Source organism: Acidimicrobiia bacterium (genome assembly GCA_029210695.1).
Taxonomy (GTDB): Bacteria; Actinomycetota; Acidimicrobiia; order Spongiisociales; family JAHEDJ01; genus JAHEDJ01.
Genome location: JARGFH010000073.1, coordinates 1 through 16,294 on the forward strand (window position 1 = coordinate 1; position 16,294 = coordinate 16,294).

The 16,294-nt window shown below is 62.7% G+C and carries 13 protein-coding genes; all 13 read left to right on the forward strand.

All coding sequences use genetic code 11. The annotated features are described in order from the left end of the window. Positions 1-123: 123 nt before the first annotated feature. Entirely contained in the window at positions 124-765 is a 642-nt protein-coding gene (locus P1T08_16330; protein MDF1597647.1) for an MBL fold metallo-hydrolase, read from the forward strand. Between the two features lie 6 nt (positions 766-771). Then, positions 772-2,007, forward strand: coding sequence for a histidine--tRNA ligase (hisS, locus tag P1T08_16335; GenBank protein ID MDF1597648.1), 1,236 nt, complete (start codon positions 772-774; stop codon positions 2,005-2,007). Continuing rightward, on the forward strand, positions 1,986-3,764 hold the full coding sequence (aspS, locus tag P1T08_16340; protein MDF1597649.1) for an aspartate--tRNA ligase: 1,779 nt from the start codon (positions 1,986-1,988) through the stop codon (positions 3,762-3,764). The genes hisS and aspS overlap by 22 nt, the downstream gene beginning before the upstream one ends. A 71-nt stretch (positions 3,765-3,835) precedes the next feature. Then, on the forward strand, positions 3,836-5,182 hold the full coding sequence (locus P1T08_16345) for a replication-associated recombination protein A (GenBank protein MDF1597650.1): 1,347 nt from the start codon (positions 3,836-3,838) through the stop codon (positions 5,180-5,182). A gap of 10 nt (positions 5,183-5,192) precedes the next feature. After that, a complete protein-coding gene (locus P1T08_16350; protein ID MDF1597651.1) occupies positions 5,193-5,372 on the forward strand; it encodes a hypothetical protein in 180 nt (59 codons plus the stop codon). A gap of 90 nt (positions 5,373-5,462) precedes the next feature. Further along, positions 5,463-8,087 carry an alanine--tRNA ligase gene (alaS, locus tag P1T08_16355; GenBank protein MDF1597652.1) on the forward strand — a complete coding sequence of 875 codons (2,625 nt, stop codon included), beginning with the start codon at positions 5,463-5,465 and terminating at the stop codon, positions 8,085-8,087. A gap of 13 nt (positions 8,088-8,100) precedes the next feature. Further along, the gene (gene ruvX / locus P1T08_16360; GenBank protein ID MDF1597653.1) at positions 8,101-8,496 is read left to right on the forward strand and encodes a Holliday junction resolvase RuvX; all 396 of its coding nucleotides are present in this window, start codon (positions 8,101-8,103) and stop codon (positions 8,494-8,496) included. After that, the gene (mltG, locus tag P1T08_16365) at positions 8,493-9,608 is read left to right on the forward strand and encodes an endolytic transglycosylase MltG (GenBank protein ID MDF1597654.1); all 1,116 of its coding nucleotides are present in this window, start codon (positions 8,493-8,495) and stop codon (positions 9,606-9,608) included. Before ruvX ends, mltG begins: the two co-directional genes overlap by 4 nt. Next, on the forward strand, positions 9,605-10,390 hold the full coding sequence (locus P1T08_16370) for a shikimate dehydrogenase (protein MDF1597655.1): 786 nt from the start codon (positions 9,605-9,607) through the stop codon (positions 10,388-10,390). The genes mltG and P1T08_16370 overlap by 4 nt, the downstream gene beginning before the upstream one ends. Before the next feature lie 49 nt (positions 10,391-10,439). Continuing rightward, a complete protein-coding gene (locus P1T08_16375; protein ID MDF1597656.1) occupies positions 10,440-11,432 on the forward strand; it encodes a DUF4388 domain-containing protein in 993 nt (330 codons plus the stop codon). A gap of 8 nt (positions 11,433-11,440) precedes the next feature. Continuing rightward, a complete protein-coding gene (locus P1T08_16380; protein ID MDF1597657.1) occupies positions 11,441-13,123 on the forward strand; it encodes an ATPase, T2SS/T4P/T4SS family in 1,683 nt (560 codons plus the stop codon). Positions 13,124-13,296: 173 nt separating this feature from the next. Then, on the forward strand, positions 13,297-14,868 hold the full coding sequence (locus P1T08_16385) for a PilT/PilU family type 4a pilus ATPase (GenBank protein ID MDF1597658.1): 1,572 nt from the start codon (positions 13,297-13,299) through the stop codon (positions 14,866-14,868). A gap of 9 nt (positions 14,869-14,877) precedes the next feature. After that, entirely contained in the window at positions 14,878-16,098 is a 1,221-nt protein-coding gene (locus P1T08_16390) for a type II secretion system F family protein (protein MDF1597659.1), read from the forward strand. Positions 16,099-16,294: the final 196 nt, after the last annotated feature.

The following is a 16,294-nucleotide window of genomic DNA, read 5'->3' on the forward strand; positions in this document are numbered from 1 at the left end:
TCCAGTGTGACCGAAAACGACCTCGAACGCGAGCACCCCCGACCCACAACCACCAACTTTTTCGGCAGCCACCTAGTCCGTGGCGAAGGGTCCCGAGGCCCCGGCCGCTAGCCTGCCTCCTCCATGCTCCTGGAATCTCGCTCGCTGTGGGTCGCCGAGACCAACACCTATGTGATTGCCGCCGACTCCGGCGGTCCGGCACTGATCATCGATGCTCCACCCGATCCGGACGGCATCGGGCGGTTGCTCGCCGACCATGATCTCTTCCCGGTAGCCGTGCTCCTCACCCACGGCCATATCGATCACATGGGAGGAGCCGGACCCTTGGCCCACGAGCGGGAGCTGGCGGTGTACGTTCATCCAGACGATGATTTCTTGACCCTGCATCCCGAGCAGCAATTGAGGATGCTGTTCGGGATGGCCCCACCCGGCGACTTCGCCCCTCCCGAACGCCGCCTCGATCTCGTCGATGGTCAAGATTTGGAGATCGCGGGGCTGACGCTCCAGGTTCTCCACACTCCCGGTCATACGCCGGGCCACTGCTGTTTCCTGCTCGCCGAGGAGGGGATTCTCTTCTCCGGCGATCAGCTCTTCGCCGGGTCGATCGGACGGACCGACCTGCCGGGCGGAGATTTCGACACGCTCATGGACAGTATGGCCAGGAAGGTCCTGCCCCTCGGTGACGATGTAATCGTGCATCCGGGTCACGGACCGGCGACTACCCTTTCCCGCGAACGCCGCTTGAACCCCTTCCTTCAGATCTGAACCGCTATGAACTTCAGCCCGCCGAAAGGCACCGACGACATCTTCCCGCCTGCGTCCCGCGCCTGGCGCAGAGTTCTCATGGTCTGGGAGGGCCTCGCCGAACGCTACGGCTACGACCTGGTGATCGGCCCTATATTCGAATCGACCGAGGTCTTTGCCCGTGGGGTCGGAGAATCGACTGAAGTGGTGCAGAAACAGATGTACACATTCGAGGACAAGGGGGGACGTTCGCTCACGCTTCGACCTGAGGGCACTGCCTCCGTCGTACGCGCCTACCTCGGCTCGGGCGCCCGGGGCGAAGTGAAGCTCGCCTATTCAGGCCCCATGTTTCGCTACGAGCGACCACAGGCGGGACGTCGTCGCCAGTTCTATCAGACAGGTGTCGAGTATCTGGCGACGGCCGCGCCCGATGCCGATGCCGAAGTGATAGAGATCGGGTACCGGTTCCTCGAGGAAGTCGGATTCGACGAGGTGGAGGTGGCGCTGAACTCGATCGGTGACGCAGAGTGCCGGCCGGCTTACCTCGACGTGTTGCGCGCCTACCTCAACAGCAAACGAGATGCCCTCTGCGATGACAGCCTGCGAACGCTTGACACAAATCCCCTCCGCGTTCTCGACTGCAAGATTTGTGCGCCTCAACTCACCGATGCGCCCAACGCAGTGGACTTTCTGTGCGATCCGTGCCGGAAGCACTTCGACGCCGTTCAGGTTCGGCTCGGTGGCACCGGGATTCCCTTCCGCCTCGAGTCGCGCCTCGTGCGCGGCCTCGACTATTACACGCGCACTGCGTTCGAGTACATCGCCACCGGCTTTGATGCCGCCCAGAACGCGGTGGGAGGCGGAGGTCGCTATGACGGTCTCGCCGAGACTCTCGGAGGTTCGCCGGTGCCCGGCGTCGGCCTGGCAATGGGTATCGACCGGATTCTGCTGGCCGCAGGAGAGGATGGATCAGATATCGTTCCACTCGACCTCTTCGTGGTCGTTGCTTCCCCCGAACGGCGTGAAACCGCGGCGCGGTTCGTCTCTGATCTGCGCCGCGCCGGGGTCCGGGTCGACATGGCACCCGAACAACGATCGGTTAAGGCGCAATTCCGGGCCGCCGACCGCAGGAAGTCGGCAGGAGTTGCCGTCGTCGGTGACGAGTGGGGTCAAGGTCGGGTCATCGTGAGGAACCTGGCAACCAGTACGCAAACAGAAGTCAGTGTCGAGGAGGTCGCCGCATGGGCGAAGAGCAACCGTTGAGAAGCGACTACGCCGGCACGCTGACGTCCGAGCGCATCGGCGATCATGTTCGATTGGCCGGGTGGGTGGATCGGCGACGTGACCACGGCGGGATCATCTTCTTCGATCTTCGTGACGCATCGGGTCTGGTGCAGGTCGTCGTTGATCCCGAGCAACTACATGCTGCCGGCGACCTCAAGATGGAGTACACCGTTTCCGTGGCCGGTGAGGTTCGGGTCCGCCCGGAAGGAACCAAGAACTCCGAGATGGCAACCGGTGAGGTTGAAGTCGTTGCCGGCGACATACGGGTGCTCAGCACCGCGGATGCCTTGCCGTTCATGATCAACGACCGGATCGAGATCGACGAGCGGATCCGACTCCAATATCGCTACCTCGACCTGCGCCGGCCGCGTATGGCTGCGAACCTCCGTGCCCGGTCGAGCGCGGTCCGGGCCATGCGGCAAACCCTCGATGAACTGGGTTTCCTCGAAATCGAGACCCCGACGCTGATTCGCTCGACGCCCGAAGGTGCCCGCGACATGCTGGTTCCGAGCCGCCTCAGCAAAGGAACGTTCTACGCGCTCCCGCAATCGCCGCAGCTGTTCAAGCAACTCCTGATGGTCGGCGGTGTCGATCGTTATTACCAGATCGCCCGCTGCTATCGCGATGAAGACCTTCGCAGTGACCGGCAACTGGAGTTCACCCAACTCGACATCGAGGGAGCCTTCTGGGGACAGGAGGGGGTTCTCGACACGCTCGAACAGGTAATCGTTTCCGTTGTGGCGCAGGCACGGGGTGTGCAATTGTCGCGCCCATTCCCGCGCCTGACCTATGCGGACTCGATGGCCCGCTACGGCACCGACAAGCCTGATCTGCGGTTCGGAATGGAGATCATCGACCTCGGTGACGCCGTTGCCAAGAGCGGGTTTCGTGCATTCGGCGGCGCCCTCGAGGCCGGCGGTGTCGTGCGCGGTATCAACGCCGGCCCACTGGGGTTGTCTCGGTCCGGCCTCGACGGCCTTGTGGCTCGGGCACAGGAACTCGGTGCCGGGGGACTGGTGTGGATGGTGGTCGAGGACGATGGTGCGCTTCGCTCGCCCGTTGCGAAATTCCTGACAGACCTCGAAATGGGCGATATTTCCTCCTGCCTGGCGGCCTCACCCGGCGACACGCTGCTCATCGCGGCGGATCAAGCGAAGATTGTCGGTCGGGTGCTCGGGCAGTTGCGACTCGATCTGGGCCGTCCCAAAGGACACGACGATCTCAGTTTCCTCTGGGTCGTTGATTTCCCGGTGTTCGAAGAGACCGAGGGTGGGGACCTGGCGCCCGCCCATCATCCGTTCACGTCGCCGGTCAGCGTTTCGGAAATGCGCGACAACCCCAGGGAGGCAGTCTCGAAGGCCTACGACCTGGTACTCAACGGAAGCGAACTGGGGTCCGGCAGCGTCAGGATCCACGACCCCGAGGTCCAGAAGCAGGTTTTCGAGGTCCTGGGGATATCAGCTCGGGAGGCGGAGAGCCGCTTCGGCTGGTTCATCAAGGCGCTGCGTTATGGGACGCCTCCTCATGCCGGATTCGCCGTCGGCATCGATCGTCTGCTGGCAATACTTCAGGGAGAACAGAGCATCCGCGACGTCATCCCGTTCCCGAAAACGCAGACGGGTACCGATCCTCTCACCGAGTCACCAACGCAGGTCGATGACTTCCAGCTGATAGAGCTCGGTATCGACCTCCGCCCGGACGTGCGTGCGGAGCTATCCGGCGAGGAGGACGACTGACTGATGGGCATCGGGTACCAGGTGCCGGGTACCCGGTACGCGAACCTGTCGACGAGCGATCGGACGGTCTGATGCAAGACGATCTCTTCGCCCCACAGCGGGCCGCGCGTCTTTCAGCCGTCGCTCCGCTTCCGGCGCGGATGCGGCCGGCGACGCTCGATGAAGTAGTCGGTCAGCAGCACCTGCTCGAACGCGGGGCAGCCTTCCGCTCGATGGTCGAGGAAGGTCGGCCGGTTTCGATGATCCTGTGGGGTCCGCCGGGCACCGGAAAAACGACGCTCGCCCGTCTCGTCGCCAGCGAGACCTCGGCGGCCTTCGAGCAGCTCTCGGCGGTCTCAGCCGGAGTGAAAGACGTTCGTGAGGTCCTCCAGCGGGCACGACACCGTCTCGAGACCGATGAGCGGCGCACGGTGCTGTTCCTCGATGAGATTCACCGGTTCACCAAATCCCAACAGGACGCGCTCTTGCCGGGGGTTGAAGACGGGACGGTCATCCTCATTGGGGCAACAACCGAGAACCCGTTCTTCGAAGTCAACTCACCGCTGATCAGCCGGTGCACGCTGTTCCGCTTGGAAGCGCTCACGCCGGGCGATCTGACCGAACTGATTCGACGGGCAGTCGCCGATCCGACGCGTGGACTCGGAACCAGCGGACAAGACATCTCCGATCAGGCAGCATCAGCGCTCGCCGAGCGAACCGGCGGAGACGCCCGTCTCGCACTCAACGCACTCGAGATGGCGCGACACGTTGCCTCGGCGCGCGACTCGACCGTCATCGAGGATTCCGACATCGAGGAATCTCTGCAACGCCGGATCATCCGGTACGACAAATCGGGTGATCAGCACTACGACATCATCTCCGCCTTCATCAAGTCGATGCGAGGATCGGATCCCGATGCGGCAATGTACTGGTTACACATGATGCTGGGCGCAGGAGAGGATCCTGAGTTCATTGCCCGCCGGATGATCATCTTCGCCTCTGAGGACGTCGGCCTCGCCGACCCGTCGGCTCTGGCGCTGGCGGTGGCGGGCTTCGACGCACTTCAGGTCGTCGGTCTCCCGGAGGCCTCGTACGCACTCAGCCAGACGGCGGTCTACCTGGCGACCGCACCGAAATCCAACTCGGTCACGCAGGCGATGGGGCGCGCCAGACAGGCAGTCGAAGACCATCCGGGTGCGCAGGTGCCCGCCCATTTGAGAGACGCCCACTACGCAGGAGCACAGCGACTCGGCCATGGTGCCGGCTACCGCTATCCCCACGACTATCCGGGACACATCGTCGCCCAGCAGTATCTCCCGGATGTGCTGGCCGGCGATCTGATCTACCTTCCGGAGATCGAAGGCCGCGAACAGGAAATCGCCGACCGCCTGGCCGCCTGGGATCGACAACTCGGACGCCTCAACCGGCAGAATCGTTAGGCTGCCGGCCATGCTGCGTCGCACCCGCTGGTTCTCGCTGGGTATAGCTGCCGGAGTCGGTGGTTCCGCCTGGGTCGTCACCAGGCTGCGCAGGGCGCGCCAACGTCTCACGCCGGCCAACCTGGCTAGAGCGGCGGCCGGGAGCGTTGCGGACCTACTGGAGGCGGGATCTCGTAGTTTGCGGCCGTGAGATGTGATCGGCGACCGTTTCAGCGTGGTCGGCTGCTGCGGGAGAATGGCTGAGGGCCGTTGATCCGACAGGGGCTAACCTGTAGCTCCCATGAACAGCAATGAGATTCGCCGGTCGTTCCTGTCGTTCTTTGAAGAGCGGGACCATGTCGTTCGTCCGTCGGCCTCGCTCATTCCGGTCGACCCGACTCTGCTGCTGACCAGCGCCGGCATGGTTCCTTTCAAGCCGTATTTCCTCGGCGAGGAAACTCCGCCGTATTTGCGTGCAGCCTCGATTCAGAAATGTGCACGCACGACCGACATCGACATCATCGGGACGACCACGCGTCACTTCTCGTTTTTCGAGATGCTGGGCAACTTCAGCTTCGGTGACTACTTCAAGGAACGGGCTATTCCGTGGAGCTATGAACTCGTCACGGAGGTCTTCGGCATTGATCCGGAGCGGCTCTGGTTCACCGTATACGACACGGACGACGAAGCGGCCCGCATCTGGATCGATCAGGTTGGCGTCCCCTCCGACCGGGTTCAGAGAGGCGGCAAAGACAACTTCTGGCAAATGGGCGTTCCGGGACCGTGCGGTCCGAGTTCAGAGATCTTCGTGGACCGTGGTGAACGCTGGGGCGAACCGGGTGGCCCGATCGGCGGTGGAGAGGAACGCTTCGTTGAAATCTGGAACCTCGTCTTCATGCAGAACGTCCAGGATGAGCCGTATCACGTTATCGGCGATCTGCCGGCCAAGAGCATCGACACCGGCATGGGACTCGACCGCATGGCGATGGTCCTCCAAGGGGCGGATACGGTCTTCGACACGGACATCGTTCGCCCACTCCTCGGCGCCGGGGCGGCGGCCTGCCGGGCGACCTATGGTACGGACGAACTGACCGACGTCTCCCTACGGGTGCTGGCCGACCATGGGCGAGCCGTCACCTTCCTGATCGCCGATGGCGTAGTGCCCTCAAACGAGGGGCGCGGTTATGTGCTGAGGCGCCTCCTCAGGCGTGCCGTACGGCATGCCTGGCAACTCGGCAGCGAGAATCTGGTCACACCGCAGCTCGTGTCTACCACGGTCGAGATCATGGGCGAGGCCTATCCCACCCTCGTCGATCAGCAGGACTTCATTCTCGACATCGTCTCGCGCGAGGAAGGCAGGTTCCGCAAAACGTTGGAGAGCGGTCATAACCTCCTGGACACCGAGCTGGCGGGTCTGGGCGAAGGAAGCGAACTCGAAGGTGGTGTGGCCTTCAAGCTGCACGATACATACGGGTTCCCGATCGAATTGACGAAGGAAATAGCCGCCGAGCGAGGATACGCGGTCGACGAGAGCGGATTCGATGCGGCGATGAAACAGCAGAGAGAGCGTGCCAGGGCAGCCTGGAAGGGTGGAGAAGAGGCAGCCGCCGAAGACCTCTACCGGCGAATCCTCGACGATGTTGGCCTCACCGCCTTCCTGGGGTATGAGCTCGAAGCCGCCGACGGCCGGATTCTTGCCATCCTTCGACACGGTGAACCGGTGGATCGTGCCGACCAGGGCGATGAGGTGGAGTTGTTTCTCGATCGCACGCCGTTCTATGCCGAGGCCGGTGGGCAAGTGGGCGACGTCGGCCGTGTCGGGACGGAGACCGGAGTCCTGTCAGTCGGCGATGTCCAGCACGCGGTACAGGGCCTCTACGCTCATCGCGGCAAGATCGCCTCCGGGTTCCTCCAGGTCGGCCAGGATGTCGAGACAGCCATCGATTCGCCCCGTCGAGAGAAGATACGAAAGAGCCACACCGGAACTCATATTCTCCACTGGGCTCTGCGTGACGTCGTCGGCGATCACGTCAAGCAGGCCGGTTCGCTAGTGGAAGCCGGGCGGCTGCGCTTTGACGTCAACCATTTCGCCGCGCTCACCGAAGAACAGCTCACAGAAGTCGAGCGACTTGCCAACGAGAAGATCATCGCCAACTCTGCGGTTCAGACGGTCGAATCAACCAAGGACGAGGCGCAGGCGATGGGTGCGATCGCTTTCTTCGGCGACAAGTACGGTGACACCGTCCGCGTGGTCAAGGTAGGCGAATTCTCCACAGAATTCTGTGGTGGCACTCACACTCGGGCCGCCGGGCAGGTTGGGCCGCTCATCGTTACCGGTGAATCCTCGATAGGTTCGAACATGCGGCGGGTCGAGGCGCTCACCGGCACCAGTGCCTATGCGCATCTGGTCGGCGTCCGTGACTCCCTCACCACCTCCGGTCGCCTGTTGCGCTCGACTCCATCCGAGGTGCCCGTCAGGGTGCAACAGCTGATTGAGCGGAACAAGGAACTCGAGTCAGAGGTTGCGCGGATGGCCGACCGAGTTCGGTCCGACCTGGCCGGCGACGCCGCCGCCGCAGCCGAGAAGGTCGGTGATGCCGCTTTTGTCGTGCTCGACCATCGGGATATGCCGCCTGACGCCATGCGAGCGCTGGCCATCCAGGCGCGCGACCGCTTGGGGTCCGGGGTCGTGATCGTCGGTTCGGTCAATGAAGGCAAAGGTGCTCTGGTGGCCGCCGTGTCGAGCGACCTCGTCGCCCGCGGGCTGTCGGCTGCAGAGCTGATTGCTCCGGCCGCCCGGCTTCTCGGAGGCGGAGGGAGTCGGGATCCGGAACTCGCCCAGGCGGGCGGTCCGGCCGGGAAGTCCATGCCCGCCTCACTCGACCTCGTCCGGGAAACCGTGGGCAAGGCGCTCAGGGGGCTCTGACCTGTCGCGCATCATGGGAGTCGACTATGGAACGCGCCGGGTGGGAGTGGCCCTGTCCGATCCGCTGCACATAACTGCCCGAGGTCACAGCGTGCTCGACGCGGCGGCAGTCGACGTCGTCGCCGCTATCGCCGAGATTGCCAGGGAGCGCGAAGTCGAAAGGGTCGTCGTCGGGTTACCTGTGTCCCTGTCGGGCTATGAGGGGCCGTCGGCGGAAGCGGCCCGTGATTTGGCCGGACGAATCGCAGCGGCGACCGGACTGCCCGTCGAGCTCTCCGACGAGCGATTCACGACTCGCACGGCTGAGTCGTCGCTCATAGAGGCTAACGTGCGACGTCGCCGGCGCCGGCAGCTCATAGATCAAGTGGCGGCGGCGGTAATGCTTCAGCACTACCTGGACAGAACATGACGCACGAATCGTATGATCCCGATCCGGACCTGGATGAGCCGCGTCGTTCCAACCGGTCAATCAGTGTCGTTGTCACGATTCTGATTATCGCCGCAGCGGCCGTGTTCGGTGCAAAAGCCGCAGCCGATTGGGTGAGCGGGATCACGGGTGGGGGAGGGGATGAGGTCACCGCTCCGCCGGTTGACGCCGGCGAGCCGATCGCAATCGAAATTCCCGAAGGGGCGTCGGCCCGCACGATCGGTGAACTCCTTGCCTCGCGCGGAGTCGTTGAATCATCTTTGCAGTTCGAAGCCGCCGTCCGCCTGGCAGGAGCCGGAGCCGAACTCAGAGCGGGTGAATATGAGCTGGTCACCGGCATGACCAACGACGACGTGATCACAGCGCTGAGACGGGGGCCGATTGTGGACACCTACTGGATCACCGTTCAGGAAGGTCTCCGGATCGACGAAATACTGGATCGGATCGCAGAACAGACCCGCTTCACCAGTGCTGAGCTCGCAGAAGTGCTGCTCGACGGGTCGGTTACCACGTCTCTCTATCCGGACGGCCAACCAGGGAACCTCCAGCAGTGGGAGGGTCTACTCTTCCCCGACACCTACGAATTCCTGGCGGAATCCGGGCCGGAAGTGATCCTCGGACTGCTGGCTAGCACCATGGAACGGCGAGTGGCGGACATCGACTGGTCGGCCCTCGAAGCAGCCGGCTCCACCACGTACGAGGGCATCATCATTGCCTCGTTGGTCGAAGCGGAGACCCGCGTCAACGATGAACGCCCCCTCGTGTCTGCCGTGGTGAGGAACCGGATGGCCATCGGAATGGCGCTCCAGATCGACGCGACGGTTCTGTATGCGCTGGGTGAGCGCCGGACCGGGCTGACGCTTGCCGATCTCGAAGTTGCCTCTCCATACAACACGTACGGTCAGCCGGGATTGCCCCCGACCCCGATCGGCGGACCGGGTCGGGCGTCGTTGGCGGCTGCTGCGGCTCCCGCCGCGGTCGACTATCTCTATTACGTACTGACCAGCCTCGACGGCACGCACTCGTTCACAGCCGACTACGACGAGTTCCTCAACCACAAGAATCAGGCCAAGGAGGACGGAGTCCTCCCATGACGGCCGCCTACGCGGTCATCGGCGATCCGGTTGCCCACTCGCTCTCCCCGGCGATTCATCAGGCGGCTTTTGATGAGCTCGGCATCGATGCCGGCTACACGGCAATCCGGGTCGACGCAGCAGGTCTGCCGGCGATTCTGGACGACCTCCGGACCGGACGCTTCTCCGGCGTCAATGTGACGATGCCGCACAAGCACCGGGCATTCGAACTGGCGGATCGAGTCGAGGGTGACGCAATGCGAGCGGAAGCGGTAAACACCCTGGTTCATGTTGACGGGGCGGTGGTCGGGCTGTCCACCGACATTCCGGCAATTCGTCAGGTATGGAGTCGGCGAAATCTGCCGACCGGATCCGTGCTGATCCTCGGCGCGGGCGGCGCAGCCGCCGCGGCACTCGTGGCCCTGGGTGAGAGGGAGATCTTCATCTCTGCCCGGTCGAAATCCCGACTGGCCGGACTACTCGATCGTCTCGCCGTACCCGCCACGATTGTTCCATGGGCAACGTCCGTGCCCGGAGCGGTCGTGGTGAACGCCACGCCGCTAGGCATGCACAATGAGACCCTTCCAACCGGTCTCGTAGCACAGTCAGATGGTGTCTTCGACATGGCATACGGACTGCTGCCGACTCCGGCTGTGATTGCAGCCCGAACTCTGGGTTTACCGGCTGCCGACGGACTCGACATGCTCGTTGCTCAGGCGGCCCTGTCCTTTGAGGCGTGGTCGGGGCGACCGGCCCCCTTCGATGTCATGCTCCGGGCCGCGCAAATCGCTCAAGGGTGGTGATCCTGACGCCGAAGTTTCGGGGGATGGGGTCAACTCGAGGAGTAGAACTATGGCGTTGACAGGGACGCTCGAATCAATCCCTCTGCCCGAGGTACTTCGAATGCTGGCACGGTCGCGCAAGTCGGGCTGCCTCCGGATCGATGCAGGAGGGCTACAGGGCAAGGTGTATCTGACTGAGGGTTGGATGACCTATGCAACTACCCGCCGCGACCAGGATCTTCGAGCCGATCTCATGTCGGCCGGCATGGTCGACGAGGCCGGATGGAAACACGTCGAGCGACGTGAACGCGGGATCGCCGAGGTGCTCACCGACGGCTTCGCTCGGGAGGATTTGACCCGGTTCATCTCCGAACAGATCACTGATGTACTGTTCCGGCTCAGCCGTCCGGGCCATGGAACTTTCGACTTCGGAGAAGATGTCGGGCCGCATTACCCGACCGAACAGCAGATCAATATCGAGGTGTGCCTCGACGAGGCCGAGAAGCGGATCGCACAATGGCGCCTGATTGAAGAGGTCATCCCCGGAGTCAACTTCAGACTGCGGATGGTCCACGTCCTCCCGGAGGAGGCCAGGGAGGTCACGATCACCGTCGATACCTGGCGGCTCCTCTCGGCGCTCAATGGCCAGGGGACGGTCGAAGAGGTCGCCGCCCGGTTGGGTTCCACCGACTTCCAAATAGCTCAGGTCATGGCCCAAATGGTTCGCCAGGGCCTCCTCGAGGTCGTAGACCAACTTGCTCCTGCCCGGTACTCGTACGGAGAGGGTGAAGCCGCTGTTGAGGAAGCAGAGTCCTCGCACCCCTCCGACGAAGAGACACCCGATGAGATCACGATCCTTCGACCCGGCGACGACTCGGCAGCCGCCGAAGAGGAAGTCGACGCGGACCCCGACGTAGACGACGACGCCGAGTTGCTGCAAAGCGTGTTGAGCGGGTTCAGCGGCGAGACCGAAAACGAGAGCTCAGAAGGAACCGAGCGGACGCTCGGTCGGCGCCGCGGTCTCGGTGCACTTGCTCGTGAGCTCAGCGATCTGACGGAGTAGGAGTATCTGTGAGCCGGGACACGGGGCACCTGGGAACCCTTCTTCTTGACGAAGGTCTGGTAACTCCCGAAACCCTGGAGACGGGTATGGCTCTCCAGGAGGAGACCGGGCGTCCGCTCGGTCGCGTCCTGGTCGAGGAAGGTCTCGTTGAGGAGTCCGATCTCGTTCGTGCCCTCGCCAAGCACATCGGAATCGAGTTCGTCGACCTCAATGCGGTAACCGTTGACCCCGCGGCCGCCGCCCTGATTCCCGAGACCCTGGCCAGGCGCTACGCCGCCCTGCCCATCGCCTTTGAGGGTGATGCCCTCATCGTGGCGATGGCGGATCCGGCCAACGTGCTCGCCATCGACGACATCCGTGCGCTCACCGGCCGAGACGTCTTGCCGCGGGTCGCCACTCGTTCCGATGTGGAGCGCGCGATCGGCGGTGTCGCCGGCCTGGAGGATTCGGTTTCCGATCTGGCCGATTTCGCCGGACAGGACGACATCGAAGCGCAGGACCTTGCCTCCGTCGAGGCGGCCACCGAAGACGCGCCCGTCGTCAAACTCGTCAATATGCTGATTTCCAAGGCCGCCGCTGATCGAGCCTCGGACATCCACATTGAGCCGACCGAACGTGATCTGCGGGTGCGCTACCGGATCGATGGTGTGCTGCACGAGATCATGCGTACCCCGCGCTCCATCATGAACGCAGTGGTCAGCCGTCTGAAGATCATGGCAGATATCGACATCTCTGAACGCAGACGTCCCCAGGATGGCCGCATCAGCTTGAAGGTCGGGCGACGTTCGATCGACTTGCGTGTTTCGACCCTGCCGACCATCTACGGCGAGAAGGTCGTCATGCGTATCCTCGATACGTCCCAGGCGTTGCTCCAACTCGACGATCTCGGCTTCCTGCCGGATACTGAAGCTCGCTACGCGGAAGCCTTTTCGAAGCCGTACGGGACGATCCTGGTGACCGGCCCGACCGGTTCCGGAAAATCGACGACGCTGTATGCCACGCTCAATGTGTTGAACAAGCCCGAGGTGAACATTGTCACCGTTGAGGATCCAGTCGAGTACCGGCTCAGCGGCATCAGCCAGGTGCAGGTCAACCGCAAAGCCGGACTCAACTTCGCGTCCGCGCTTCGGTCCTTCCTCCGACAGGATCCCGACATCATGCTGGTCGGTGAGATCCGCGACAAGGAAACGGCCACGATCGCGATCGAGTCGGCTCTCACCGGCCACCTCGTGCTGTCGACACTGCATACCAACGATGCGCCGTCGGCCGTGACCCGCCTCACAGAGATGGGTGTCGAGCCCTTCCTGGTCGGATCGGCGATCGACGCAGTACTCGGACAACGACTGGCCCGGCGGCTGTGCAAGCAATGCAAGGAACCGTACGAACCGACGCTCGATGCTCTTCGTGACGTTGGGTGGCCATTCGAGGATCTCGGCGAAGACATCCCCGAGCTCTACCGGGCCAAAGGCTGCGCGGCGTGCAGCAACACCGGTTATCGCGGCCGGCTGGCGATCCACGAACTCATGCTGATGTCTGAGGAGATCGAGAGGATGACGGTTGAGCGTGGCTCGACCGAAGATCTGGCGAAGATTGCCATTGCCCAGGGAATGCGACCACTTCGCCAGGACGGCTTGATCAAGGTCAGCACGGGTCAGACCTCGATTGAAGAGATCTTGCGGGTGGTTGTTTAGGCGATCCGCAATTGGCAATTGGCAATTGGCCCCCGGTTGAAGCCGGGGGCGGGTAACCCTGACCATCGGCCATCGGCCATACAGCTGCCTACCGCCTACCGCCGATTACGCCGCGTTATTCCTCAAGACCGACCTATTGCATGCCGACATACTTGTGACACACAGAGGTGGGAATGACTTCGGCATCACGAAAACTTGGAGAGCTGCTGGTCGACCAGCGCCTGCTATCGAGGGACGATCTCGAGTTCCTCCTCCCGCGCGAGGAGGAGTCCGGCATACCGCTTGCCAAGCTCCTCGTCGACGAGAAGTTCGTCCGCGAGGAAGACTTGCTGCGTACGGTCGCTGAACGCGTCGGTATGGAGTACGTCGAGATCGATGACGAACTCCTCGACCCGGAAGCCGTCAAGAGACTCGAAGCGTCGGACGCCCGGTCGCTCATCGCGATGCCGGTCCGATTCGCCGACAATGTCATCGTCATCGCCGTAGCCGATCCCTTCGACCCCGACCGTCACACTCGCCTCGAGCAGTTGGTGGGATCGAAAGTGAAGCTGGCGCTGGCGACCAAAGATGGGATCGGACGTTCGATCGATTTTGTGCACGGACCCGAGGTCATCCCGGTGCTCCGGCACCCGGGTGATGGGGGATTGGTCGCCCAGGTGACCGAAGACCCGGAACCGGAACTTCATGTCAACCCGTTGCTGAGCTACCTCCTCGAGGTCGGTGGATCGGACCTCCATCTGACTGCCGGCTCGCCTCCTCAGGTCCGGGTGCACGGGCAACTTCGCCGTCTCGAGGAGCACGGCATCATGCGACCGGCAGAACTGCGCCGCATGCTGTACGGCATCCTGACGGTGAAGCAGCGCGAGAAACTCGAGGAGACGCTCGAGCTCGATGCCTCCCACCCGCTGCCAGGCCAAGGGCGCTTTCGTCTCAACGTCTTCTTCCAGAGGGACGCGATCGGAGCAGTATTCCGCGCGATTCCAGAACAGATCAAGAGTCTCACCGACCTGGGCATCCCACCGATTGTCGGTGAGTTCGCGGAGATGCCGCGCGGCCTCGTGCTCGTGACCGGGCCGACAGGTTCCGGGAAGTCAACGACGCTGGCGGCGATCATCGACATGATCAACACGCGCCGGGCCTGTCACATCCTCACCGTCGAGGATCCGATCGAGTTCCTTCACACCCACAAGAAGGCAATCGTCAATCAGCGCGAGGTCGGAGCCGACACGATGGGATTTCAGTTCGCGTTGCGGCACGCCCTTCGCCAGGATCCGGACGTGATACTGGTCGGTGAGCTTCGTGACCTCGAGACGATCTCGACGGCTCTGACGGCGGCGGAGACCGGGCACCTGGTGTTTGCCACGCTGCACACCCAGGACGCCCCCCAGACGATCGACCGGATCGTCGACGTCTTTCCTTCACATCAGCAGGAGCAGGTTCGTGTGCAGCTGGCGTCGACGCTCCAGGCGGTCGTCACCCAGCAGCTGGTGCCGACCCGCAATCGTGACGGCCGGGTGCCGGCGGTCGAGGTGATGGTCGCCACACCTGCCATCCGCAACCTGATTCGTGAAGCAAAGATTCACCAGATCACCACGGCGATGCAGGCCGGCGGACGATATGGCATGCAGACGATGGATCAATCACTGGCCGACCTCGTGAAACGTCATTTGATCGCCTTTGAGACCGCCTCAGAGCTGTGCACAGACATCGAGGACCTGCAGCGGCTGGTCGGCAGGGTTGCGTAGGGAGGAACCATGGCAACGACATTCGCATACAAGGTCAAAGATCGTGAGGGTCAGGTCCACTCGGGGGAGATGGAGGGGTCCTCCCAATCGGCCGTCACCAAGGCGTTGCGCGATCGAGGCTTTCAGCCGCTGGCGGTAGACGAGAAGAAGGACTCGGCACTCCAGAAGGAGATCCGGATTCCGGGCCTGACCGACCGGATCAAGCTGAAAGAGGTCGCCATCTTCTCCCGGCAGTTCGCCACGATGATCAACGCCGGCCTTTCTTTGCTACGCGCGTTGAATATCCTCGCCGAACAGACGCCCAACAAGGCCTTTGCCAGGACGATCATCGAGGTGAAGAACGACGTCGAACGAGGGACCAGTCTCTCGGCGGCGATGGAGAAACACCCGAAAGCCTTCAACCGCCTTTACACCTCGATGGTGAAGGCCGGTGAGGTCGGCGGTGTGTTGGATGACACACTGGTCCGTCTCGCAGACACACTCGAGTCGCAGGTCGAGCTGAGGGCGAAGATCAAATCGGCAATGATGTACCCGATCGCGGTGTTCGGTCTCGTGATCATGATCGTAGCCGCCATGTTGATGTTCATCGTGCCGATGTTCGAGGATCTGTATGCCGATCTCGGCGGTGAGTTGCCGGTGCCGACCAAGATGTTGCTGGCCGTCTCGAAAGTCGTCACTTCCTACTGGTGGGCGCTCATGATCGTGACCGTCGGGTCACTGTTCATGTTCCGAAGGTGGATCGCGACCGACTCCGGACGGACCACTTTCGACAAGATCAAACTGAAGTTGCCGATCTTCGGCAATCTGGTCCACAAGACGGCGATCGCCCGATTTGCTCATACGCTGGCATCGCTCACCAAGACCGGCGTTCCGATCCTCCAGGCGATGGACATCGTGGCCGAGACGAGCGGCAACGCCGTTGTGTCGGCCGCGGTTCTCGACGTCAAAGCGTCCGTTCGTGAGGGTGAGTCGATCGCCAAGCCACTCGAATCGCACAAGATCTTCCCGCCGATGGTGGTCCAGATGATCGCCGTCGGTGAGGAGACGGGTGCATTGGACACGATGCTGGAGAAGATCGGCTCCTTCTACGACCAGGAAGTGCAGACGATGGTCGACGGCCTTACCAGTCTCATCGAGCCGTTGCTTATCGTCGTGCTGGGTGCGACGGTAGGTGGAATGCTCATCTCGCTCTACATGCCGATGTTCAACGTCATCAACCTGATCGACTGATCCCAGCGCATCATCGTGCCTCGTACGGGCCCTCGGATTCGTTCCGAGGGCCCCGGCAATTGGCAATTGGCTCCGCATCATCGGGGCCGAACGTCTGGGCCAATTGCCTACTGCCTACCGGGGAAGGTCCAGGACATCGTTGGCGGTTTGTAGACCGTCTATGGGGTTCAGGACATCGTTGGTAGTGGGCCGGGGA